19 protein-coding genes are annotated in these 15,499 nt (G+C 47.1%); 8 read left to right on the top strand and 11 right to left on the bottom strand.

Annotated features, from left to right (window positions below; translation table 11 throughout):
- Positions 1–12: 12 nt before the first annotated feature.
- Together AC6I8K_RS23050 and AC6I8K_RS23045 are read right to left on the bottom strand one after the other, a co-directional pair.
- A complete protein-coding gene (locus tag AC6I8K_RS23050; RefSeq protein WP_483818602.1) occupies positions 13–747 on the bottom strand; it encodes a metallophosphoesterase family protein in 735 nt (244 codons plus the stop codon).
- Positions 748–945: 198 nt separating this feature from the next.
- A complete protein-coding gene (locus AC6I8K_RS23045) occupies positions 946–1,374 on the bottom strand; it encodes an Rrf2 family transcriptional regulator (RefSeq protein ID WP_483818601.1) in 429 nt (142 codons plus the stop codon).
- Between the two features lie 140 nt (positions 1,375–1,514).
- Between AC6I8K_RS23045 and AC6I8K_RS23040 the strand changes: the two genes are divergently transcribed.
- The gene (locus AC6I8K_RS23040; RefSeq protein ID WP_497827734.1) at positions 1,515–2,402 is read left to right on the top strand and encodes an NAD(P)/FAD-dependent oxidoreductase; all 888 of its coding nucleotides are present in this window, start codon (positions 1,515–1,517) and stop codon (positions 2,400–2,402) included.
- Between the two features lie 203 nt (positions 2,403–2,605).
- On the opposite strand, the gene AC6I8K_RS23035 is transcribed toward AC6I8K_RS23040, so the two are convergent.
- A complete protein-coding gene (locus AC6I8K_RS23035) occupies positions 2,606–3,283 on the bottom strand; it encodes an HAD family hydrolase (RefSeq protein WP_483818599.1) in 678 nt (225 codons plus the stop codon).
- A 311-nt stretch (positions 3,284–3,594) separates the two neighbouring features.
- Positions 3,595–3,951, bottom strand: a complete 357-nt coding sequence (locus AC6I8K_RS23030) for a DUF6404 family protein (protein WP_483818598.1) — start codon at positions 3,949–3,951, stop codon at positions 3,595–3,597.
- A gap of 1,489 nt (positions 3,952–5,440) precedes the next feature.
- On the opposite strand from AC6I8K_RS23030, the gene AC6I8K_RS23025 reads away from it, so the two are divergent.
- The 3 genes from AC6I8K_RS23025 to AC6I8K_RS23015 are packed head-to-tail and all read left to right on the top strand — an operon-like array spanning position 5,441 to position 7,361.
- Positions 5,441–6,274 (top strand): SUMF1/EgtB/PvdO family nonheme iron enzyme, encoded by an 834-nt coding sequence (locus tag AC6I8K_RS23025; RefSeq protein ID WP_483818597.1) that lies wholly within the window; start codon positions 5,441–5,443, stop codon positions 6,272–6,274.
- Positions 6,271–6,819, top strand: coding sequence for a carbapenem self-resistance protein CarG family protein (locus AC6I8K_RS23020; protein ID WP_483818596.1), 549 nt, complete (start codon positions 6,271–6,273; stop codon positions 6,817–6,819). The genes AC6I8K_RS23025 and AC6I8K_RS23020 overlap by 4 nt, the downstream gene beginning before the upstream one ends.
- Positions 6,816–7,361, top strand: a complete 546-nt coding sequence (locus tag AC6I8K_RS23015) for an SEN1982 family lipoprotein (protein WP_483818595.1) — start codon at positions 6,816–6,818, stop codon at positions 7,359–7,361. The genes AC6I8K_RS23020 and AC6I8K_RS23015 overlap by 4 nt, the downstream gene beginning before the upstream one ends.
- Positions 7,362–7,654: 293 nt before the next feature.
- Here the strand turns inward: AC6I8K_RS23015 and AC6I8K_RS23010 are convergent, their stop codons facing one another.
- Positions 7,655–8,557, bottom strand: a complete 903-nt coding sequence (locus AC6I8K_RS23010; protein ID WP_483818594.1) for a pyridoxal-phosphate dependent enzyme — start codon at positions 8,555–8,557, stop codon at positions 7,655–7,657.
- Between the two features lie 415 nt (positions 8,558–8,972).
- Here AC6I8K_RS23010 and AC6I8K_RS23005 point away from each other — a divergent pair, with 415 nt between their 5' ends.
- Complete coding sequence (locus tag AC6I8K_RS23005) at positions 8,973–9,596, top strand: aspartate/glutamate racemase family protein (protein ID WP_497827733.1); 624 nt, start codon at positions 8,973–8,975, stop codon at positions 9,594–9,596.
- A 133-nt stretch (positions 9,597–9,729) separates the two neighbouring features.
- Here AC6I8K_RS23005 and AC6I8K_RS23000 read toward each other — a convergent pair whose 3' ends face one another.
- The 6 genes from AC6I8K_RS23000 to AC6I8K_RS22975 all read right to left on the bottom strand — a co-directional run bounded on the left by AC6I8K_RS23000 (position 9,730) and on the right by AC6I8K_RS22975 (position 13,760).
- Entirely contained in the window at positions 9,730–10,077 is a 348-nt protein-coding gene (locus tag AC6I8K_RS23000) for a cupin domain-containing protein (protein ID WP_483818666.1), read from the bottom strand.
- 312 nt (positions 10,078–10,389) lie between these two features.
- On the bottom strand, positions 10,390–10,857 hold the full coding sequence (locus AC6I8K_RS22995) for a hypothetical protein (RefSeq protein WP_483818592.1): 468 nt from the start codon (positions 10,855–10,857) through the stop codon (positions 10,390–10,392).
- Between the two features lie 347 nt (positions 10,858–11,204).
- The gene (locus AC6I8K_RS22990; protein WP_483818591.1) at positions 11,205–11,381 is read right to left on the bottom strand and encodes a hypothetical protein; all 177 of its coding nucleotides are present in this window, start codon (positions 11,379–11,381) and stop codon (positions 11,205–11,207) included.
- Positions 11,371–11,712 (bottom strand): hypothetical protein, encoded by a 342-nt coding sequence (locus tag AC6I8K_RS22985; RefSeq protein ID WP_497827732.1) that lies wholly within the window; start codon positions 11,710–11,712, stop codon positions 11,371–11,373. Before AC6I8K_RS22985 ends, AC6I8K_RS22990 begins: the two co-directional genes overlap by 11 nt.
- Positions 11,703–12,845 (bottom strand): hypothetical protein, encoded by a 1,143-nt coding sequence (locus AC6I8K_RS22980; protein WP_483818589.1) that lies wholly within the window; start codon positions 12,843–12,845, stop codon positions 11,703–11,705. Before AC6I8K_RS22980 ends, AC6I8K_RS22985 begins: the two co-directional genes overlap by 10 nt.
- Before the next feature lie 462 nt (positions 12,846–13,307).
- Positions 13,308–13,760, bottom strand: coding sequence for a GNAT family N-acetyltransferase (locus AC6I8K_RS22975; RefSeq protein ID WP_483818588.1), 453 nt, complete (start codon positions 13,758–13,760; stop codon positions 13,308–13,310).
- Between the two features lie 291 nt (positions 13,761–14,051).
- Between AC6I8K_RS22975 and AC6I8K_RS22970 the strand changes: the two genes are divergently transcribed.
- The 3 genes from AC6I8K_RS22970 to AC6I8K_RS22960 are packed head-to-tail and all read left to right on the top strand — an operon-like array spanning position 14,052 to position 15,467.
- On the top strand, positions 14,052–14,375 hold the full coding sequence (locus AC6I8K_RS22970) for an antibiotic biosynthesis monooxygenase family protein (protein ID WP_079970346.1): 324 nt from the start codon (positions 14,052–14,054) through the stop codon (positions 14,373–14,375).
- Complete coding sequence (locus AC6I8K_RS22965) at positions 14,368–14,760, top strand: amino acid-binding protein (protein ID WP_497827731.1); 393 nt, start codon at positions 14,368–14,370, stop codon at positions 14,758–14,760. Before AC6I8K_RS22970 ends, AC6I8K_RS22965 begins: the two co-directional genes overlap by 8 nt.
- On the top strand, positions 14,757–15,467 hold the full coding sequence (locus AC6I8K_RS22960) for an ArsR/SmtB family transcription factor (protein WP_497827730.1): 711 nt from the start codon (positions 14,757–14,759) through the stop codon (positions 15,465–15,467). Before AC6I8K_RS22965 ends, AC6I8K_RS22960 begins: the two co-directional genes overlap by 4 nt.
- The last annotated feature ends 32 nt before the right edge of the window (positions 15,468–15,499 follow it).

Here is a 15,499-nt window from a genome sequence, read left to right as displayed (position 1 = left end):
GCTGAGCAGGTTCTACATTCGACCTGTCCTGAGAGCATTTACCCAGTCGGGCCGATTATGTTTAAACGCAACTGAGGCGGCCGACTCCCAGTCATAATCAATCGCTTTAAAATCCACATTCCATTCTCCATTTTGACGCTCCACAATTGCATAACGCGCATGGGGCGAACCACTTTCCATCACATGCGAGCGGGGCTTATCATCATCATATGCCTGAAGCCCCACGCTGCCGGGGTTGACGATAAGGCGACCGTCAGCCAGACGCAACTGCCGGGGAATATGCGTGTGCCCGCAAAGGATCAATGATGCATTTCTGTCAGCCACAAGCGATAAAACCCGCGCTTCAGACGAAGGTCGCACACCTCTAGCAGTAACTTCTTCGAGAAGATAAATGCGGTCGTTCCCTGGTACTCCGTGCACCATTAAGACGTCATTATTGATGGTCAGCTCTGCCGGCAGGTTTTTAAGCCAGTGCCAGTGTTGTGCGCGAAGGTGCTCAAAGGCATGCCTGTCGGACAGGCTCATGCTTGCAACATCCTGCTCTAGCAGTTGCCGTTCGTGATTTCCTCTGATAGTCGGAATATCGAGGGGCATGAGCCTGTCCGCAGTTTCTGCCGGAAATAGCCCTCCAGAAACTATATCTCCTAAGTTCAGGATTAGATCGACACTCTGAGTCTGTATGTCTGCCAGAACGGCGTTTAGCGCCGGAAGGTTCCCATGGATGTCTGATATTACTGCCAGTTTCATGCTGACTTTCCTGTACTGTATGACTCATATGCCAGCCACTGCGGCCTGCAACCCAAAGAGGATGTTATACAATTTCAAAAGATATTAGAGAATAAGATCTAATTTACCGCTCCGGGGATGTCTGTTAGTGCCAGAAGCGGACATTGATATCGCGTTTGGTCAGTTAAATCGCAACGCCGAATTGTGGATCACATCGCTTCAACGACTCTGATAGCGTTGTTCGAAATCAATGGCTAGCTGTTCAAGCGTGACGCTTCCCAAACGGCTTATTAGTAATGACTGCGCCGCGTCAAACGCTTCAGTCAAGGCTGCGTTCACCGCTTGTTCTACCAAGCATTCCGGGTGATCGGTTGACAAACCGATGGCGAAGAGCGAGGACGAACCCAGAGCTTCATGAATGTCCAGCAGGGTCATATCCGCTAGCGGTTTCGCCAGCGTCCACCCTCCACGGTGACCCTTTTCTGAGTGCACATACCCCTTTTCCTTGAGTAGCGCCATGGTTCGTCGAATCACCACAGGGTTGGTACCGAGCATCTGCGCGATGATATCAGACGTGGCGGGCCGGTCATGACGAGCCATATGGATTAATACGTGCAGCATGCGGGACAAGCGAGTGTCATTTCTCATGATGATCGGTTTCCTAAATTACTGGCATTCATAATATCTCGATACAGCATAAGTTACGAGACAATTGACACCTTTATGTCATGTAACTTATGTTGTATCTTGAATTGTTCGAACAGCTCTGAGAACCAGGAGATTAATTCATGATATATGACGTGATTATTGTCGGCGGTAGCTACTCCGGTATTTCCGCTGGCCTGCAACTGGCACGGGCGCGCCGAAAGGTGTTGGTAATTGATGCAGGCCAGCGCCGAAATCGATTTGCCAGCCAATCACATGGATTTCTTGGGCAAGACGGCCGTAATCCCGGCGAGATAGCCATCGAGGCACTAGCTCAGTTGCTGCTCTATCCAACAGTAGAATGGATTTCTCAAACCGCTATCCACGCTAAGACGGGCGATGATGGATACGTGGTAACAGTAATGAGTGGTGAACATTTTGCGACCCGGCGTATTATCCTGGCGACAGGGGTGGTGGACAAAATACCTGAAATTCCCGGGCTGTCAGAACGATGGGGCCAGCGAGTGTTTCATTGTCCATATTGCCACGGATATGAATTGGACGGTGGACCGATTGGCGTTTTGGCGGCATCGCCTCTGGCCATTCATCATGCGTTGATGCTACCCGACTGGGGGCCAACAACACTCTTTCTCAACGAAGTATTCGAGCCGGACGGCGATCAGCTTGTAAATCTGGACAGGCGTGGGGTTATTGTGGAGGCCGAACCAGTCTTGTCGGTCGGCGGAGAACAAGCCGATGTGACGCTCGCCAGCGGTCGCGTGATAAAACTTGCAGGACTCTTCACTCAGCCTCGGACGCACATGGCCAGCTCATTAGCGGCGCAACTCGGTTGTGAGTTTGAAGCCGGGCCGACAGGTGAGTTTATAAAGGTCGATGCGATGCGTGAAACAAACGTCTCCGGGATATTTGCCTGTGGAGATGCGGCGATAGGCGCAGGCAATGTCGCAATCGCGGTGGGTGACGGCGCACGCACTGGCGCCGCCGCGCATCAGTCGCTGATGTTTAGCTGACTACAGATGGCGGATGATTCTGCGATTACGTACAAATTATTATGTTAGCTTTGAGTCATTCTCTGCCGGTCAAAACCACGAATAATGAGGGCTAATCAAATGGTCTGACCGGAGAATATCCCGGTGAGACAGTTTGGGTATTCTTACAGCACATGTCCGCTTTGAGTAAATAGCTGACCTTGCCACGCGTACAGGACTTTCTTCTATCTGAATAAACCAATTCCATTGTTCATCAGGTGGATAAAATCGTCAAACACCGGAGCACCTGAATCCGTCAGCACTTTAGCCTTAACGCCGCGTCCAATGCCTATAAATGGCAGGTTGAGATTGTAAGCAGTTTTTAAGTCCCATAATCCATCGCCTATTGAAATCAACGAATGCTTATGTGCAGCTGGAAATTTTTCACTACCCTGACGAATAGCTTCCCGCACGATCTCTTCGCGAGTCCTGAACTCTGATGCGGTAACTAAATCAACCCTTTCAGCGTCCACGCCTACTGCCGCCAGTTTTTTCACGGCACCAAACCGCAGGCTGCCAGTGGCGAAAACAACGCTCCATGAATGATCCTTTAACCACTGCAGGAAAAAAGCGGCACCGTTAATTTCAGTAAAAGGTCTCAATGCAATTTCATGCTCAAGCGCACAGTGATACTGGTACTCCAGCTCGGGTAAATCAGGGTGACCTTCATAATGCGCCTCTTCCCAGGCTTCTTCGAAAATAGCGCTATCCGTGTGGTGGGTGTAGTCGCTCCAGTTTGTTCTGAGGTTGGGGAAAGAAAAGGTGCGTAAGGCGATTTCGAATGCACGCTGATGTTGCGCAACGCTGTCGGTCAGCGTGCCATCAATATCAAATATTACAATCCCTGCATCTGCTTTATTCATCAACTCGTTCCATCATGACAAAAAATATTAGTCAGTGGCTTGAAAAGTAATATCAACATATGCCTGATATTCGGCTACTTATACTAATTTATTCGCAATTAGAAACGCGTATAACGGAAAAGGTAGCCGAATACATGTTTCAGCAGGCTCCGTCCAGCTCTGAGTAAACGACCCGGTTTTAAAATTTATTTCCAGTGCAGTTATGTAAAAGCTGGGCTCTCTCAGGATCGGTGGCAGTGAGGTGCGTTGAACATCAGAAACCGGCCAGCCGCAGAGCGGCAGGCGTTTCATTGCAGGTTCGGCGCGAATAATTACAACTGTTCCCAGTCCGGGAGGTCCTGTGATTTACGACGCGATCTGAATACAGCCGCCATGCAAAGTCCATAGAACAGGCCAGCTAACAGCGAAGATATCAGGCTGGTACTCGGGTTCATTCCCTGTGGGCGCCAGCTGACAAACCACATAATACCTCCATACATCATTGCAAAATAAACCCCGAGAAAGCACGCATTACGGCCGAAGCTGTCAAAAAGTGCGGGACGTTTCTTTATGCCCACCGACCACAGCAGCCGGTAAGTTATCGGTATACGATTTTTTTTACGCAAACCCCTTTCCCTTAACAGCGCAAAGGCTTTCTCCGTTTTTCGCTTAAACTCTTCATCTTTCATACAATAAACCTCCCTATTAACCCTATAGCAGAAGTTCTAAGCATAAGGATTGACACTAGCGAGGCAACCCTTTACTTAGTCAGCCTTTAGCCTGAACAATAATAATTAACAGACTCAGCTCCGATCTGGTTTGTATGACCCGCTGCAGGCTGGTAAAAACACAGCGGCTCATCAGGTGCAGCAGACTCTGGCTCACGTCATGCTGCGCCACGCAGCTCAGAGTGAATACCGCATTGCGGGCTGAATGCGTTTAAATAATTAGCTAACAATCGTTTAAACAACCCTGGGTGATATAATTTCATCTCTTAGTAAAGGTGTGATGTTCAGATCGATTGAATTTCTAAACCTGAAACATGGCGTAGATGCGCCGCCGCGATCAGGTAAATATCTCTACAAATATATGGTACTTTTGCTGAAACGAGATGAAGCCATGCTCTCTCATATTTACAAGGAGGATGGCATGCTTTTCTGAATCAGAAAACAGGCGATGAGTGCTTTCTCGGGACGCGTTTAATATGACGTGTACTTTTAGTCTTTAATTCAGAAATATGCACTTTAGTGGGGCTGGCTTCAGGCCTCTTACTGGAACTCAAAAATTTATCTGAGTTCTCCTCTGCTGGTGATTCACGGGTGTTATTCTTCAATTTCATACACTCCTGGCACTGGTCAACTTCAGGGTAACGCTGCCTGGCTATGACCATAGCATGGGAATAACCGTAAAACGTCCCAAGAAATGTTTTTTCATTTTCCCGGAGATTTTTGCAACCTTTTTGATGGACTACCATCCCCAGGAATGAATTATTACAAATATAATAATAACCCGACTTCATTTTTTTCCTTAAAGTTTAAATGAAATAATACGCATTTTAATAAATTTTAAGCGGGAACATACTACTAACCTGTAACTACAAGCGCAACCTGCTAATAATTGTAGGTTTCCTGACAACAACCCCATAATAAAATATCTAATTGTAAACTCCTCCCTTGCTGTCTGAATAATAAACACAATAGACACCGTATAAAAAGAGACTGTTAACTAATTTTTAGGTCCCATTAAAAGTAGTGAAAGCAATCTTTTCATATCGCAACCAGGAATATGTGACTTCACCAACCCGGAGAAGACCAGTTAAGAAAGTAAGCCTGCACGCTCTGATATATTGCCCTTTTATTGACACAACTGTGCTGATTATTACCCCCTTAACTAAAAGCTCCCAACGGACATCAGCCAGATTATCAGTCCGTTCTGTGCCAGAAGCGGACGTTAGCAGAACGTCTGTGACAAACCTTTCATGGCATTTTCAAGTTGTGGGCGAAGACGCTGTTAAAATTACGGCGTACTGCCTTTGCCAGTCAGTACAAGGGGGCTGAAAAGAAGCTCCAGATCTTACCTGCCTAATATTCTTACCTTTAGGCATATAACGTTGCTATAGTCTGGCTACGTTGGAAACCAGCCATATGAATGAACATTTTAGTCAGCCAGGATGGCTCTGTGAAAAATAAACTCTTCTGCCTGCTAACTGTCTTTTCCTTCTTTGCCGCTGCAACACAATCCCCTGATGAAATCGTGGTTGCCGGGGGGAGATATTATGCCGGTAACGTTTTTGGCCAACATGACTATGCAGCACACGCCAACATCACGCTGAATACCTTCTGGATCATGCGTACTGAAATCACCTACCGGCTTTACTCAGATGTTCACGAATGGGCTGTAGAGCGTGGTTATGTATTCGGTGTCGGATGTAATGGGGCCGCTTACGAGGACTGCCGGCCGGCGGATACAGATAACGGTGCACATCCTGTTACCAGTGTCGAATGGTCAGATACGGTAATTTTTGCAAATGCCCTGAATGAAAAGGCGGGGCTGAGACCGGTCTATCTCAATAATAAGGGCGTCCCGGCACGCGACAGTTCCCGTTATGAATTTACCCAGGATGCCCGGGCTAATGGTTACCGCTTACCCACGGCCGAGGAATGGCAGGTTGCCGCCCGTGGAGGAAGGGCCGGACTGGAAAATGGCTCGTATGGTTTCAGATTTGCTGGCAGCAACAACGCAAATGCTGTCGCCTGGTTCCCTGACTTCAACGATCCGCATTTCGGCACTGTCCGGGTGAAAAGCCTGCGGCCCAATGCGCTCGGTCTGTATGACATGAGCGGTAACGTTTCGGAATGGGTTGATGCTTTCGACACCCTTTCCGGTGTGAAAATGTACTATTTTTGCGGCGGCAGCTTCTTGTTGCATACGGGCAGTCTGACCAGCTGCGACACGCACAGTGCCGGCTACGCCCTGCCGGACACTGGCTTCAGACTGGTGCGGAAATTTTGAACCTGAAGATGCCTTTTATAATACTGACAGCCATTCTGATAAGCCTTCCGGCTTCATTACAGGCAGACACCCATATTTACCTGAAAAAGGGGCTGAACAGCATTGATTTGAATGGTGATGGCATACCAGACACCGTCTTTTCCGCGACTTACGACAATAATACTTCTCATCCCAGTGAAACTCTCAACATCTTTATCAGCCAGGAAAAAAACTGGCTTATCGTACCGGTCCCGGATGACGATGGCTTTACCTGGACCGATCTAAGGCTATCAGCATCCACCCTTAAGATAAGCGGCACAGAACTTCACCGTTATAAAGGGCGGGTTTACCTTATCAGGGCGGACAAATATGGCGGCAGCGGTGGCGGCGGAGATCTTACCGATAAATCGCGAGTAAAGTTTTCACGATTTCGGCTGGAGCAAAATAACGACGATCCCGGGACGTCTGTTTTTTACTGGGAGCCAGCAGGGATTTATTTTACTGAACAAACTTTTGATGAAGTGAATGAAGCTTTTCAGATTCTGAATATGGAGAAATTTCGTTGAAATGTATCACAGGGCTTTTGCTTTTATTCCTGTCGTTCTGCTGTTGTGCGGGATACAAAAGTCAGTACCGTGAGCTTATACAGCAGTCACTTAATCGGCAGTCTCTTTGTCTGGGTGAAAAGCAGTGGCCGGTTTCAATAAGAACAGGTACTGACCGTTGGATTAATGCAAAAATGGAGGCGCTTGTCGATGCCGGCCTTATCACCGCTCATGTGGAAGCAGGCAGTAAAATCTGGCAGCTAACACCGTACGGCCAGGCTTCATTCACGAAATATCATGATTTCTGCTATGGAACCATGCGCGTCAGAAGCTTAAAGGCTGTCTCGACAGATAAAAAAGGCATGGCTGATGTGACATTTACCTATTATATTCATGCCCTGCCAGACTGGGCGAAAAATCACTCAGTGCGCGTTGCCAATACTGATCTCGATAATCTGGTCATGGGTATTGATTCAGTGCGATACCAGGCCCTCTTTAATACGGACAACCAGGGAAATCTCCGTCTTATCAGTGAACCTGAACAGCTTGATTTACTGTATTAGCAGACGGGTCTGAAAATTTTTTGGGGCTTAAAGCTTCGCAATCTACTTTGTTTAACAGCGTAAAGACTGACACTCCAGCAATAAGCTCTCACGTAGGGGCCTTCTGTCCTTAACAGCTTCAGCATCGGATATGTTTACAAAGCCAGTGTCTGCTATTAACTAAGAGTAACCCGCACGCTCCTGGTCGTCTGACGCCAAAGCATACTTACATCACATCACCATACGTCGGTCAACCGGGCAGCTCACCAGCATTTCTCAGGAATAGACTCCAGAGTAATCATTCCATTCTTTTGTCAGCCAACTATCTCTTCCAGCGTGATCGATGCCCCGCCGCAAACAATGACCAGTACATTGTCGGCAGGAGTGAACCTGATTTTGTTGTCATACAGGAGTGACAATGATACTCCGCATGCCGGCTCAGTGAGTACGCGATGATCATCGAGAAAGCGCCGGCAAGCATGCAGTGCTTCCGCATCAGAAACCAGCATACTTCTTACATTCAGTCGGCTGGCCACGTTAAAAGCATTTTCGCACACCTGGCTTGCGGCCAGCGTTGTGGCTATGCCGCTGACCTTATCAAGACGCATCAGCTTATTGGCATTAAGCGAGGCATTAAGCGAGGCCGTACCGTGGGTTTCAACGGCATACACCGGAATGTGGCCAAGCTGATGTTTTTCCAGTCCCAGCGCTATGCCGGACAGCATGCTACCGCCGCCGACGGACAGAATAACGGCATCAGGTTTCACACCCTCACTGATGACTTCATCCACGATTGTGCTGATGCCTTCCCACAAAAGCGGGTTATCAAAGGGATGGATATAGATGATGTCCTCTGTCGCCAGTGACATGGCGTAATCGTTAGCCTCACTCCATACTTTCCCGTGCACAATGAGCAAGGCACCTTCCTGCTCAATAAGCTTTCTTGCTCTGACTGACGTGGTTTCCGGCACAACCACAGTTACCGGCAGCCCCAGCCTGCGACCGCTGTGTGCCACCGCAATTCCGGCATTTCCACCGGATGAACTGACAAATGCTGTAGCGCCCTTACTGGCATAATAGCAACAGGCATGTCCCGCGCTGCGGAGCTTAAAAGAGCCGGTGGGCTGGGAAGACTCCATCTTCAGCCAGACATGACATCCGCTGTGCTGGCTTAAAGGGAGAGAATGTATGAGAGGGGTACGGATACCTGTTTCCATTAATCTAAATCCTATGAATTTATCTCACAGCATAGTTGCTGTTCTGCCCGAAGCTTGTCCAGGATGACATCATAAGGTTTCTCAGCAGAACGCGGTGGATACACATCTGAATGGTTGTGCTGGTTACAGTTAGACATGCATATTCCACGGATGTGTTCTTACCCGTGATACTCTCACTGACGGGAAGCCAAACGATAATTATAATTAACTCAGGTAAATAACCATAAAAACCATAAATCTGTAATTCTTTAAGCCATTCAGCGATAATTGGTCAATCGGAAAGAGAATGTCGAAAGGAGGCACTGGCGATGACTGTTTCTATAGGTGTGCTTGCAGGTATGGGACCCCGCTCCACAGCCCCCTTCATTGATATGCTGGTGACAGACTGCCACGTCGGGTACGGGGCGAATATGATATGGATTTCCCTAAAATGCATATCATCTCGTTGCCAACGCCTTTCTGGCCGGGCAAGAAAATTGATGATGATGCGATGATCGCAACCCTGCAACAGGGTATTTCAGAACTCGTCAGGGCAAAAGTGAGTCTGATCGCTGTTCCCTGTAACCTTGCACACTGCTATTTTGCTGAAATGAAAGCGGCGAGCGCTGGTATTCCACTTCTGCATATTGCAGACACCGCACTTAAGTCACTGCCTGCAGAAGTCACCAGGGTAGCAGTACTGGCTACAGAACCTACGCTGGATGCGGGTTTCTATCAGGCGCGGATAGAGGCTTCTGGCAAAGAGATTATTGATTCATCTCTACTTCGTGAAATGACCACATCGCTGATTGGGCGGGTTAAAACGAAAGGTTTTCATGACCCTGATGCACAGGCAGAGTGGAACAATTTAATGTCTGTAGTGGAAAATCTTAAGGTGGAGGCTCTTCTTATTGCCTGTACAGATCTGAGTCCCCTTATAACTGAAAATACTTTCAGCTTTGTCATCGTGGATACGGCAGCCAGCCTTTCCAGCGCGACCATTAAAAACTACAGGAGACTGTCCGGGAAAACTACAGGCGAAACCCATATTACCGGCTAACCTGAGGTCAGCTTCAATGGCCCTGAATAGAGCTGCTTTGTGCCAGAAGCATGTGTTGTAAGCACTCAGGTAGGTTAATACATAGTACGCTGGCCTTACGTTAAGACAAACCGTAGCAATTGTTCATAAGTCGTCAGCAGGATGAAGGGAGGTCAGAACGATCTCCTCGAGTCGTCGGATGTGAAATTACAATAAATTCTACGGAAGACCTTGTGTCGTTTCTGGCTTGATGCTTTGCTCCCGGTGGAATTTCCATCCCCTGCAGGGCTTTGATATTATGCAATTTACCTTCCAGCTCCATCGATAGAACACCATTGAGAACAAAGAAAAACTGTCTGGAAACGGAGTGAAAGTGTCGCTTTTCATAAGTGCCGGCAGGCATTTTTTCATGAATAACCAACATGTCCTGACGGTTTACCAGATACCAACCATCGCAATCGTCGCCCCAGAAATAATGCTCTGCATTTTCCTTTGAAATCATCATCCGTCTCCTGTTCACATGCGCCCATCTATAAAGACCTTAAGAAGGTTATACCGAGAAATGCTGTCGATTCGCAACAGGTTATGATTTGATTATTTACCTAAAGATCTGAACTGCGTCGTTCAACATATCTGGTAGTTATCAATGTATTGGGATAGCAGAATTTTATCGGGCCATAATGTCCGCTCTTCGCTCTTAGCGGACATAAGCCTTACGTCAGTCCGTTTTGTGCCAGAAGCGGACATCGCTCAAGTATTCTTAACAGAACCAAATTGAAATTAGATAAGAACTCTAAGAAGACAATGCGAAGGCCTATTTTTTTAGCTCTCGCTCTTCATATGGAAAATTGAGATATTCGTGTTCTATCTTAATGTCTGTATTTTTAACCCAGCTCCACCACTTTTCCCTATACTCTGAAGCTGTACATTCATTTCTTTTTTCTTGAATTAAGTCTAGGATTTCATCCTTCAAATCAGGATGTTTTTCCATTATTTCGTTTAACACTCTTACAAAAGTGTTTGAGCGAATGGCCAACTTAAAAAAAGCCTCTTTATGATTTTTTATTTTGACATTTAAATTAGCTTGCGTGTTAGCAGCAACATCAATTTGTTGTTGTATCTCCTGTCTATCTGAGTCAGCCTGGGTCTTTAAAAGCGAGTTTTCAAGTTTTGCACTGTGTGCTTCACCTTCTGCAATGCGTTTTTGCAGGTCGTTTAACGCAGCATCAGAATCATAGTTCCAGTAAGGGTTTTGCCCCTTTCCCCAATACCCACCTGCCATACCTTTACCCCCTGTTGTCTATTTTCGAGATATTAATACTTTGTCTATTCGACTGCTATTCTTAGCTCAATTTGTTGGTGAAATTTAGCCAATGCATCCGCTTTTCGCTCAAAGCTGCCTGTTAGACTTTGCATTAGGGTAGCTTCGTGACAAAAGTGACCCTGACCAGAAATCCTGCTTCATTTGAGACCTTGCTATTACTTCATTCCGACTTTACTTGCCTGGTCTGAATGTCTTTTTTTTAGCTTCCTTCATCTCTCTGTGCTTATTCTGTTTTCTCCCTTCAAGCGTGGTGAACCTGAATGCAAAAACCCCAATTAAAATAATCAAAAGAAATATTATGACGATCATTTTTTATCGTCCTTCATTTTTTTATAAATAAGCTCATTGTCTTGGTCAAGCTTACTTTTTCGTTTTTCCTCAAGGCTACGTGACGCTAATGTAGCAGTAACCCAGGCTGTGGCCGCTGTGCCCGCAGCTGCGACTATTGTACCCAGTATTTTTAAAGTCGAGTTACCCGACATAGCCATATCCTTTATTCAGTTCAACATAAAACGCTCGGTCGACTTTACCGTTATCAAAAGGCTCACGTTTGTGAGAATCGATTAGTGCCTGTCTGACCGACTGAACTTCTGCCTGGTAGCTATCAAGAGGCAATTCATCATTAGCAAACCGATAACGCAGTCTCTCAAGCTCCATTATGGCAAGTAGTTGGGCACGATCTGCATCGTTGAAATCACTCCGATGGTTCAACAGATCGGATACCCTTGCAATATGTCCAAGGTCGCAGTAATCCTGCGATGATTCAAAATGATACTCTTCGCGTGCGTTGTCTTTATGATTTGTCAGGTGCATTGTGTTTTAATCCAAGTATCAAATGAGGTTTCACTGTCATTAAGACATGAAATCGACGCCTCATAATCTTTCATGATCTCGCCGTGCTGCTTACCGATGATGATTACCGATTTAGATGCATTCCAGAGAAAAGGTCCGGCGATTAGATAGTTGAATTTTGCTGTCATTCTTGTCGCACCAGCTGTTGTGCCGACCACCCCACCACTGCCTGCATTAACAAGACATAAAAAGAGCTGAATCAGCAGAGTAGATCCATAAGCGATAGTACTCATCTGGGCTTCATGCAGATCTTTATCCCGCTCGGAGGTGGACTCACCCCAGAATGTGTAAGCTTTATACCCTTTAATCATCAGTTTCATTACTGCGTAAGAAGTCATGTCTGAGGCATGGATGGTGCCAAATTCCCTGCCGAGTGCATCAAGCACGGGGTTCTCTGCGCTATATCCAGACGCGTTCAGCGGATTTTCTTTCCATTTAGTGAAAAAAGATGTGAATGGCAAAGGCAATCCATCGTTAGTAGGCAGATCACTCAGATAGTGCGTCAGTAGGTGCATGACAAGCTTAAAATGTGTAGTAAGCACACCAGAACCGGGATAATGGGCTTCTATGTAATTCAGAAGTAACTGATAAAGACTTTTACCTCCGACCTGCTCCCCGCCGAAAGTCATCCCTTCGGGAAATTTCTGACCCAGATTGAAATCATGGCCGAAAATGTAACGATGCTTCGCTCCGCTCCTGTAGTCGTGAGGACTGGTAGCGCCATCGGGCTTGAAGTTCTCATGAAGCTTGAGGGCTTGTTCCTCAAGAGCTTCTGCATTTAGATTTGTGGCATATGCCGCTGCTACACCCATGAGGCCAATGCCAATCGCAACAGTGATATCGGCTTTTGAGAGCTGCCGATAACCGGTATCGACATCAAGCGCGATAAGCATCTCTTCGAAATTAACATGCCCTACTGCTCTTTGTGCCTGTTCAGCCAGACTCAAATTTTGATCATCGAGACTTAAGACCACATTTCCACGGTGTAATTCACCGAGAAATGTAAGTTCAGCAGCTTTCTTATCCCAGTAATCGGAATCATCTTCTTCAACGAATAGGGACTTAAACCTGGACATAAACGTCATGATGAACATTCGCTCCCTGCGCATTTTCTACCCGGCTACATTATCGGGTAAAAGTAAATGCCGCATTGAATTCTGCCTGTAGTGGTAGATGAAACACTTTTAAGTACTTGTTATCGGCAATCAATGCGAAAAGTTGAGTTTTCAAAAGGCTCTACTATACCCGCTATGATCAGCTCCCCATTGATTGACACACGGCATTGCTAGCAACATCCATGGCGACTCTATTGCGAACTTCCGCTCATCGCTCAAAGCGGCCAGTCAGTTCCTTTGATTTTTTGAAGATGTTTCAGTTTCCGTTCTGCATTCCTGGTCAGAAACGCAGTTTGTCCAGGGATGCACGGATTTAACTGTATTGGTTCTGATTTGCCTGAAAGTGGTTCGGTTTGGTTACGTCAGGGCTGTATCCCGGCAGGCGTCCCTGAAAAATGTTTCACTGGACAGAATATGCGGTCTATCCAGGACGTGACTGTATCAACGCGCTGGGTCTCTGAGGCATAGATGGTGCGTGACTTTTTCTATGCCAGTTAAAGCAACAAAGCCAGCTCGTTCGTAGAAAGTGAATGCTGATGGAGGCGCGTTTGTGTTGATAAAATCAAACCAGTGATCAGAATCCTTAAGTATCTCACTGAGCAGGGCGCTGCCAATCTGCCTTTTTCTCCATCCTGAGTCTACATAGAGATGTCGAAGACGTCCGATGCCAGTTTTTAGCGTATATGGATCGATGTTGAGTCCACAAACGCCAACGATTAATCCATCTACAGAAGCCCCAATTAGTTTTTCTCCGGGTCTATCGAAGCGGTTCTTTCCGCTAAGCCAGTTATCTTCCAGTCGGCGTAACATGTTAAATCCTTCAGCCATGCTCTGCGATCTTAACTCAGCAAATCCTGGGCTGTCCGGGGTGACGTTGGTAAGTTGGATGTCCATGATTCTTCCAGTGATTTCAATTGGCGTAGTCTGGTCAGAATTACGATTGTGTCCAGTATGACAATGGCACTGTCATACTTCTAATGCCATCAGTGTCCGCTCTGTGCCAGAAGCGGACATTGCGTGTGTACCAACCCTTCTATGTTGTCCCGCCTTTCAACTTATGAGTTTTCTGTTCATCGCTTATCCATGTCGATGGCTTCGCTAACGCACAAGCATACTTCGGTGCCGGCCGAAGCAGCATACCTTCGTCATCATTAAACTGTCCGTAAATTAACAACGGAGCGGACCATGATTGCAGTACTTTTTGAGGCAGATGCCCTGCCAGAGGCTCAAGAAAGATATCTTCAGCTCGCTTCGGAGCTGAAGCCTCTCTTATCCGACACGCCCGGCTTTATTTCAATTGAGCGTTTCCAGAGCCTAACTACGCCCGGAAAGATTCTTTCTTTGTCGTGGTGGGAAGATGAGGAGTCTGTAGCCGGATGGAAGCGAAATGTAATGCATCAGGCCGCTCAGAAAGAAGGTAAGCAGTCGATTTTTTCATTCTACAGAATACGCGTAGCCAGCGTATTTCGTGATTACTCTTCTGATAAGGGAACAAATCAGCATGTATGACATTCACGTTATTCTCAAAAATAGTCCGGGCTCACTTGGTTCACTGGGTAGTGTACTGGGTGAAAATGGAGTGGGACTTGAAGGCGGTGGCGTATTTACCACACCTGAAGGCGGGCACGCACATTTCCTGGTTGAAGACGGCTATAAAGCTCGCAAAGTGTTGACTGAAGCCGGTTTTGAAGTCTGCAACGTGTGTCGTCCCCTGGTAAAAAAATTACCTCAGGAACGGCCCGGAGAGCTGGGAGAAATTGCTGACACAATTGCCCGGAACGGCATCAATATTCTGGTACAGTACAGCGATCACAGTAACCGGCTCATTCTCATTACGGATGATGATGTCCGGGCAGCCGAAGTAACCCAAAAGTGGGCCATACCTTCTGAATGAACCTCGTTAAAACAAAGCGCGACAGTGAGCCAGATGATGCCCTTGAAACATCAATGGCAATGGTGGCTTCTGCGCTGTCTGACCCGTCAAGGGTAAGTATCCTGTGCGCCCTGATGGACGGGCGCGCATGGACAGCTACCGAACTTAGCGTAGTGGCTGGCATAGCAGCCTCGACAACCAGCGGTCATCTGAACCGGCTTCTCAGGAACGGTCTGGTCATTTGCCTGACGCAGGGGCGTCATCGCTATTACAGCCTTGCGGGCCATCATATCGCCGGACTGCTGGAAAACCTGATGGGAGTTTCCATGGGTACTTCCAAAGCACCCGTTTCCAGTACGCCGGTCAATCTGCGTTTCGCACGCACCTGCTATGACCATCTAGCAGGCGAGCTTGCTGTCAATATTTATGAATTTATGCTGCAGGAAAAATGGCTTGAAGCAGATGGCTCGGTACTGACATCAGCCGGCAAAATGCATTTTGAGAAAATGGGCATTTTGCTTAACTCTCGCACACGACGCAAGCCCTGTTGCGGCTGTCTGGACTGGAGTGAAAGACGTTTCCATCTCGGCGGTGACGCTGGCTCAGCACTGTTTACACTTTTCCTGCAAAAAGAATGGGTAACGCGTACCCAGGGATACCGTGAAGTGAACGTAACCGATTCAGGCCGGGTTGCAATATCTCGGCTGTTTAAGCTGAAGATCGCCTGATCTTAAGTCATATACCGGTTGATTTGATCGGG

This window comes from Pantoea sp. X-Soil-ISGK-421 (genome assembly GCF_059730785.1).
Note: the sequence above shows the minus strand (reverse complement) of the source record. Positions and strands in the feature narration are given on the sequence as shown.

Coding starts and splice junctions, on each gene's coding strand:
- AC6I8K_RS22970 (WP_079970346.1), top strand. CDS start 14,052: ATGATTGCAGTACTTTTTGAGGCAGATGCCCTGCCAGAGGCTCAAGAA.
- AC6I8K_RS23000 (WP_483818666.1), bottom strand. CDS start 10,077: ATGATTTCAAAGGAAAATGCAGAGCATTATTTCTGGGGCGACGATTGC.
- AC6I8K_RS22980 (WP_483818589.1), bottom strand. CDS start 12,845: ATGTTCATCATGACGTTTATGTCCAGGTTTAAGTCCCTATTCGTTGAA.
- AC6I8K_RS22985 (WP_497827732.1), bottom strand. CDS start 11,712: ATGCACCTGACAAATCATAAAGACAACGCACGCGAAGAGTATCATTTT.
- AC6I8K_RS23050 (WP_483818602.1), bottom strand. CDS start 747: ATGAAACTGGCAGTAATATCAGACATCCATGGGAACCTTCCGGCGCTA.
- AC6I8K_RS22990 (WP_483818591.1), bottom strand. CDS start 11,381: ATGTCGGGTAACTCGACTTTAAAAATACTGGGTACAATAGTCGCAGCT.
- AC6I8K_RS22975 (WP_483818588.1), bottom strand. CDS start 13,760: ATGGACATCCAACTTACCAACGTCACCCCGGACAGCCCAGGATTTGCT.
- AC6I8K_RS23030 (WP_483818598.1), bottom strand. CDS start 3,951: ATGAAAGATGAAGAGTTTAAGCGAAAAACGGAGAAAGCCTTTGCGCTG.
- AC6I8K_RS23005 (WP_497827733.1), top strand. CDS start 8,973: ATGGATTTCCCTAAAATGCATATCATCTCGTTGCCAACGCCTTTCTGG.
- AC6I8K_RS22995 (WP_483818592.1), bottom strand. CDS start 10,857: ATGGCAGGTGGGTATTGGGGAAAGGGGCAAAACCCTTACTGGAACTAT.
- AC6I8K_RS22960 (WP_497827730.1), top strand. CDS start 14,757: ATGAACCTCGTTAAAACAAAGCGCGACAGTGAGCCAGATGATGCCCTT.
- AC6I8K_RS23035 (WP_483818599.1), bottom strand. CDS start 3,283: ATGAATAAAGCAGATGCAGGGATTGTAATATTTGATATTGATGGCACG.
- AC6I8K_RS23045 (WP_483818601.1), bottom strand. CDS start 1,374: ATGAGAAATGACACTCGCTTGTCCCGCATGCTGCACGTATTAATCCAT.
- AC6I8K_RS22965 (WP_497827731.1), top strand. CDS start 14,368: ATGTATGACATTCACGTTATTCTCAAAAATAGTCCGGGCTCACTTGGT.
- AC6I8K_RS23010 (WP_483818594.1), bottom strand. CDS start 8,557: ATGGAAACAGGTATCCGTACCCCTCTCATACATTCTCTCCCTTTAAGC.
- AC6I8K_RS23040 (WP_497827734.1), top strand. CDS start 1,515: ATGATATATGACGTGATTATTGTCGGCGGTAGCTACTCCGGTATTTCC.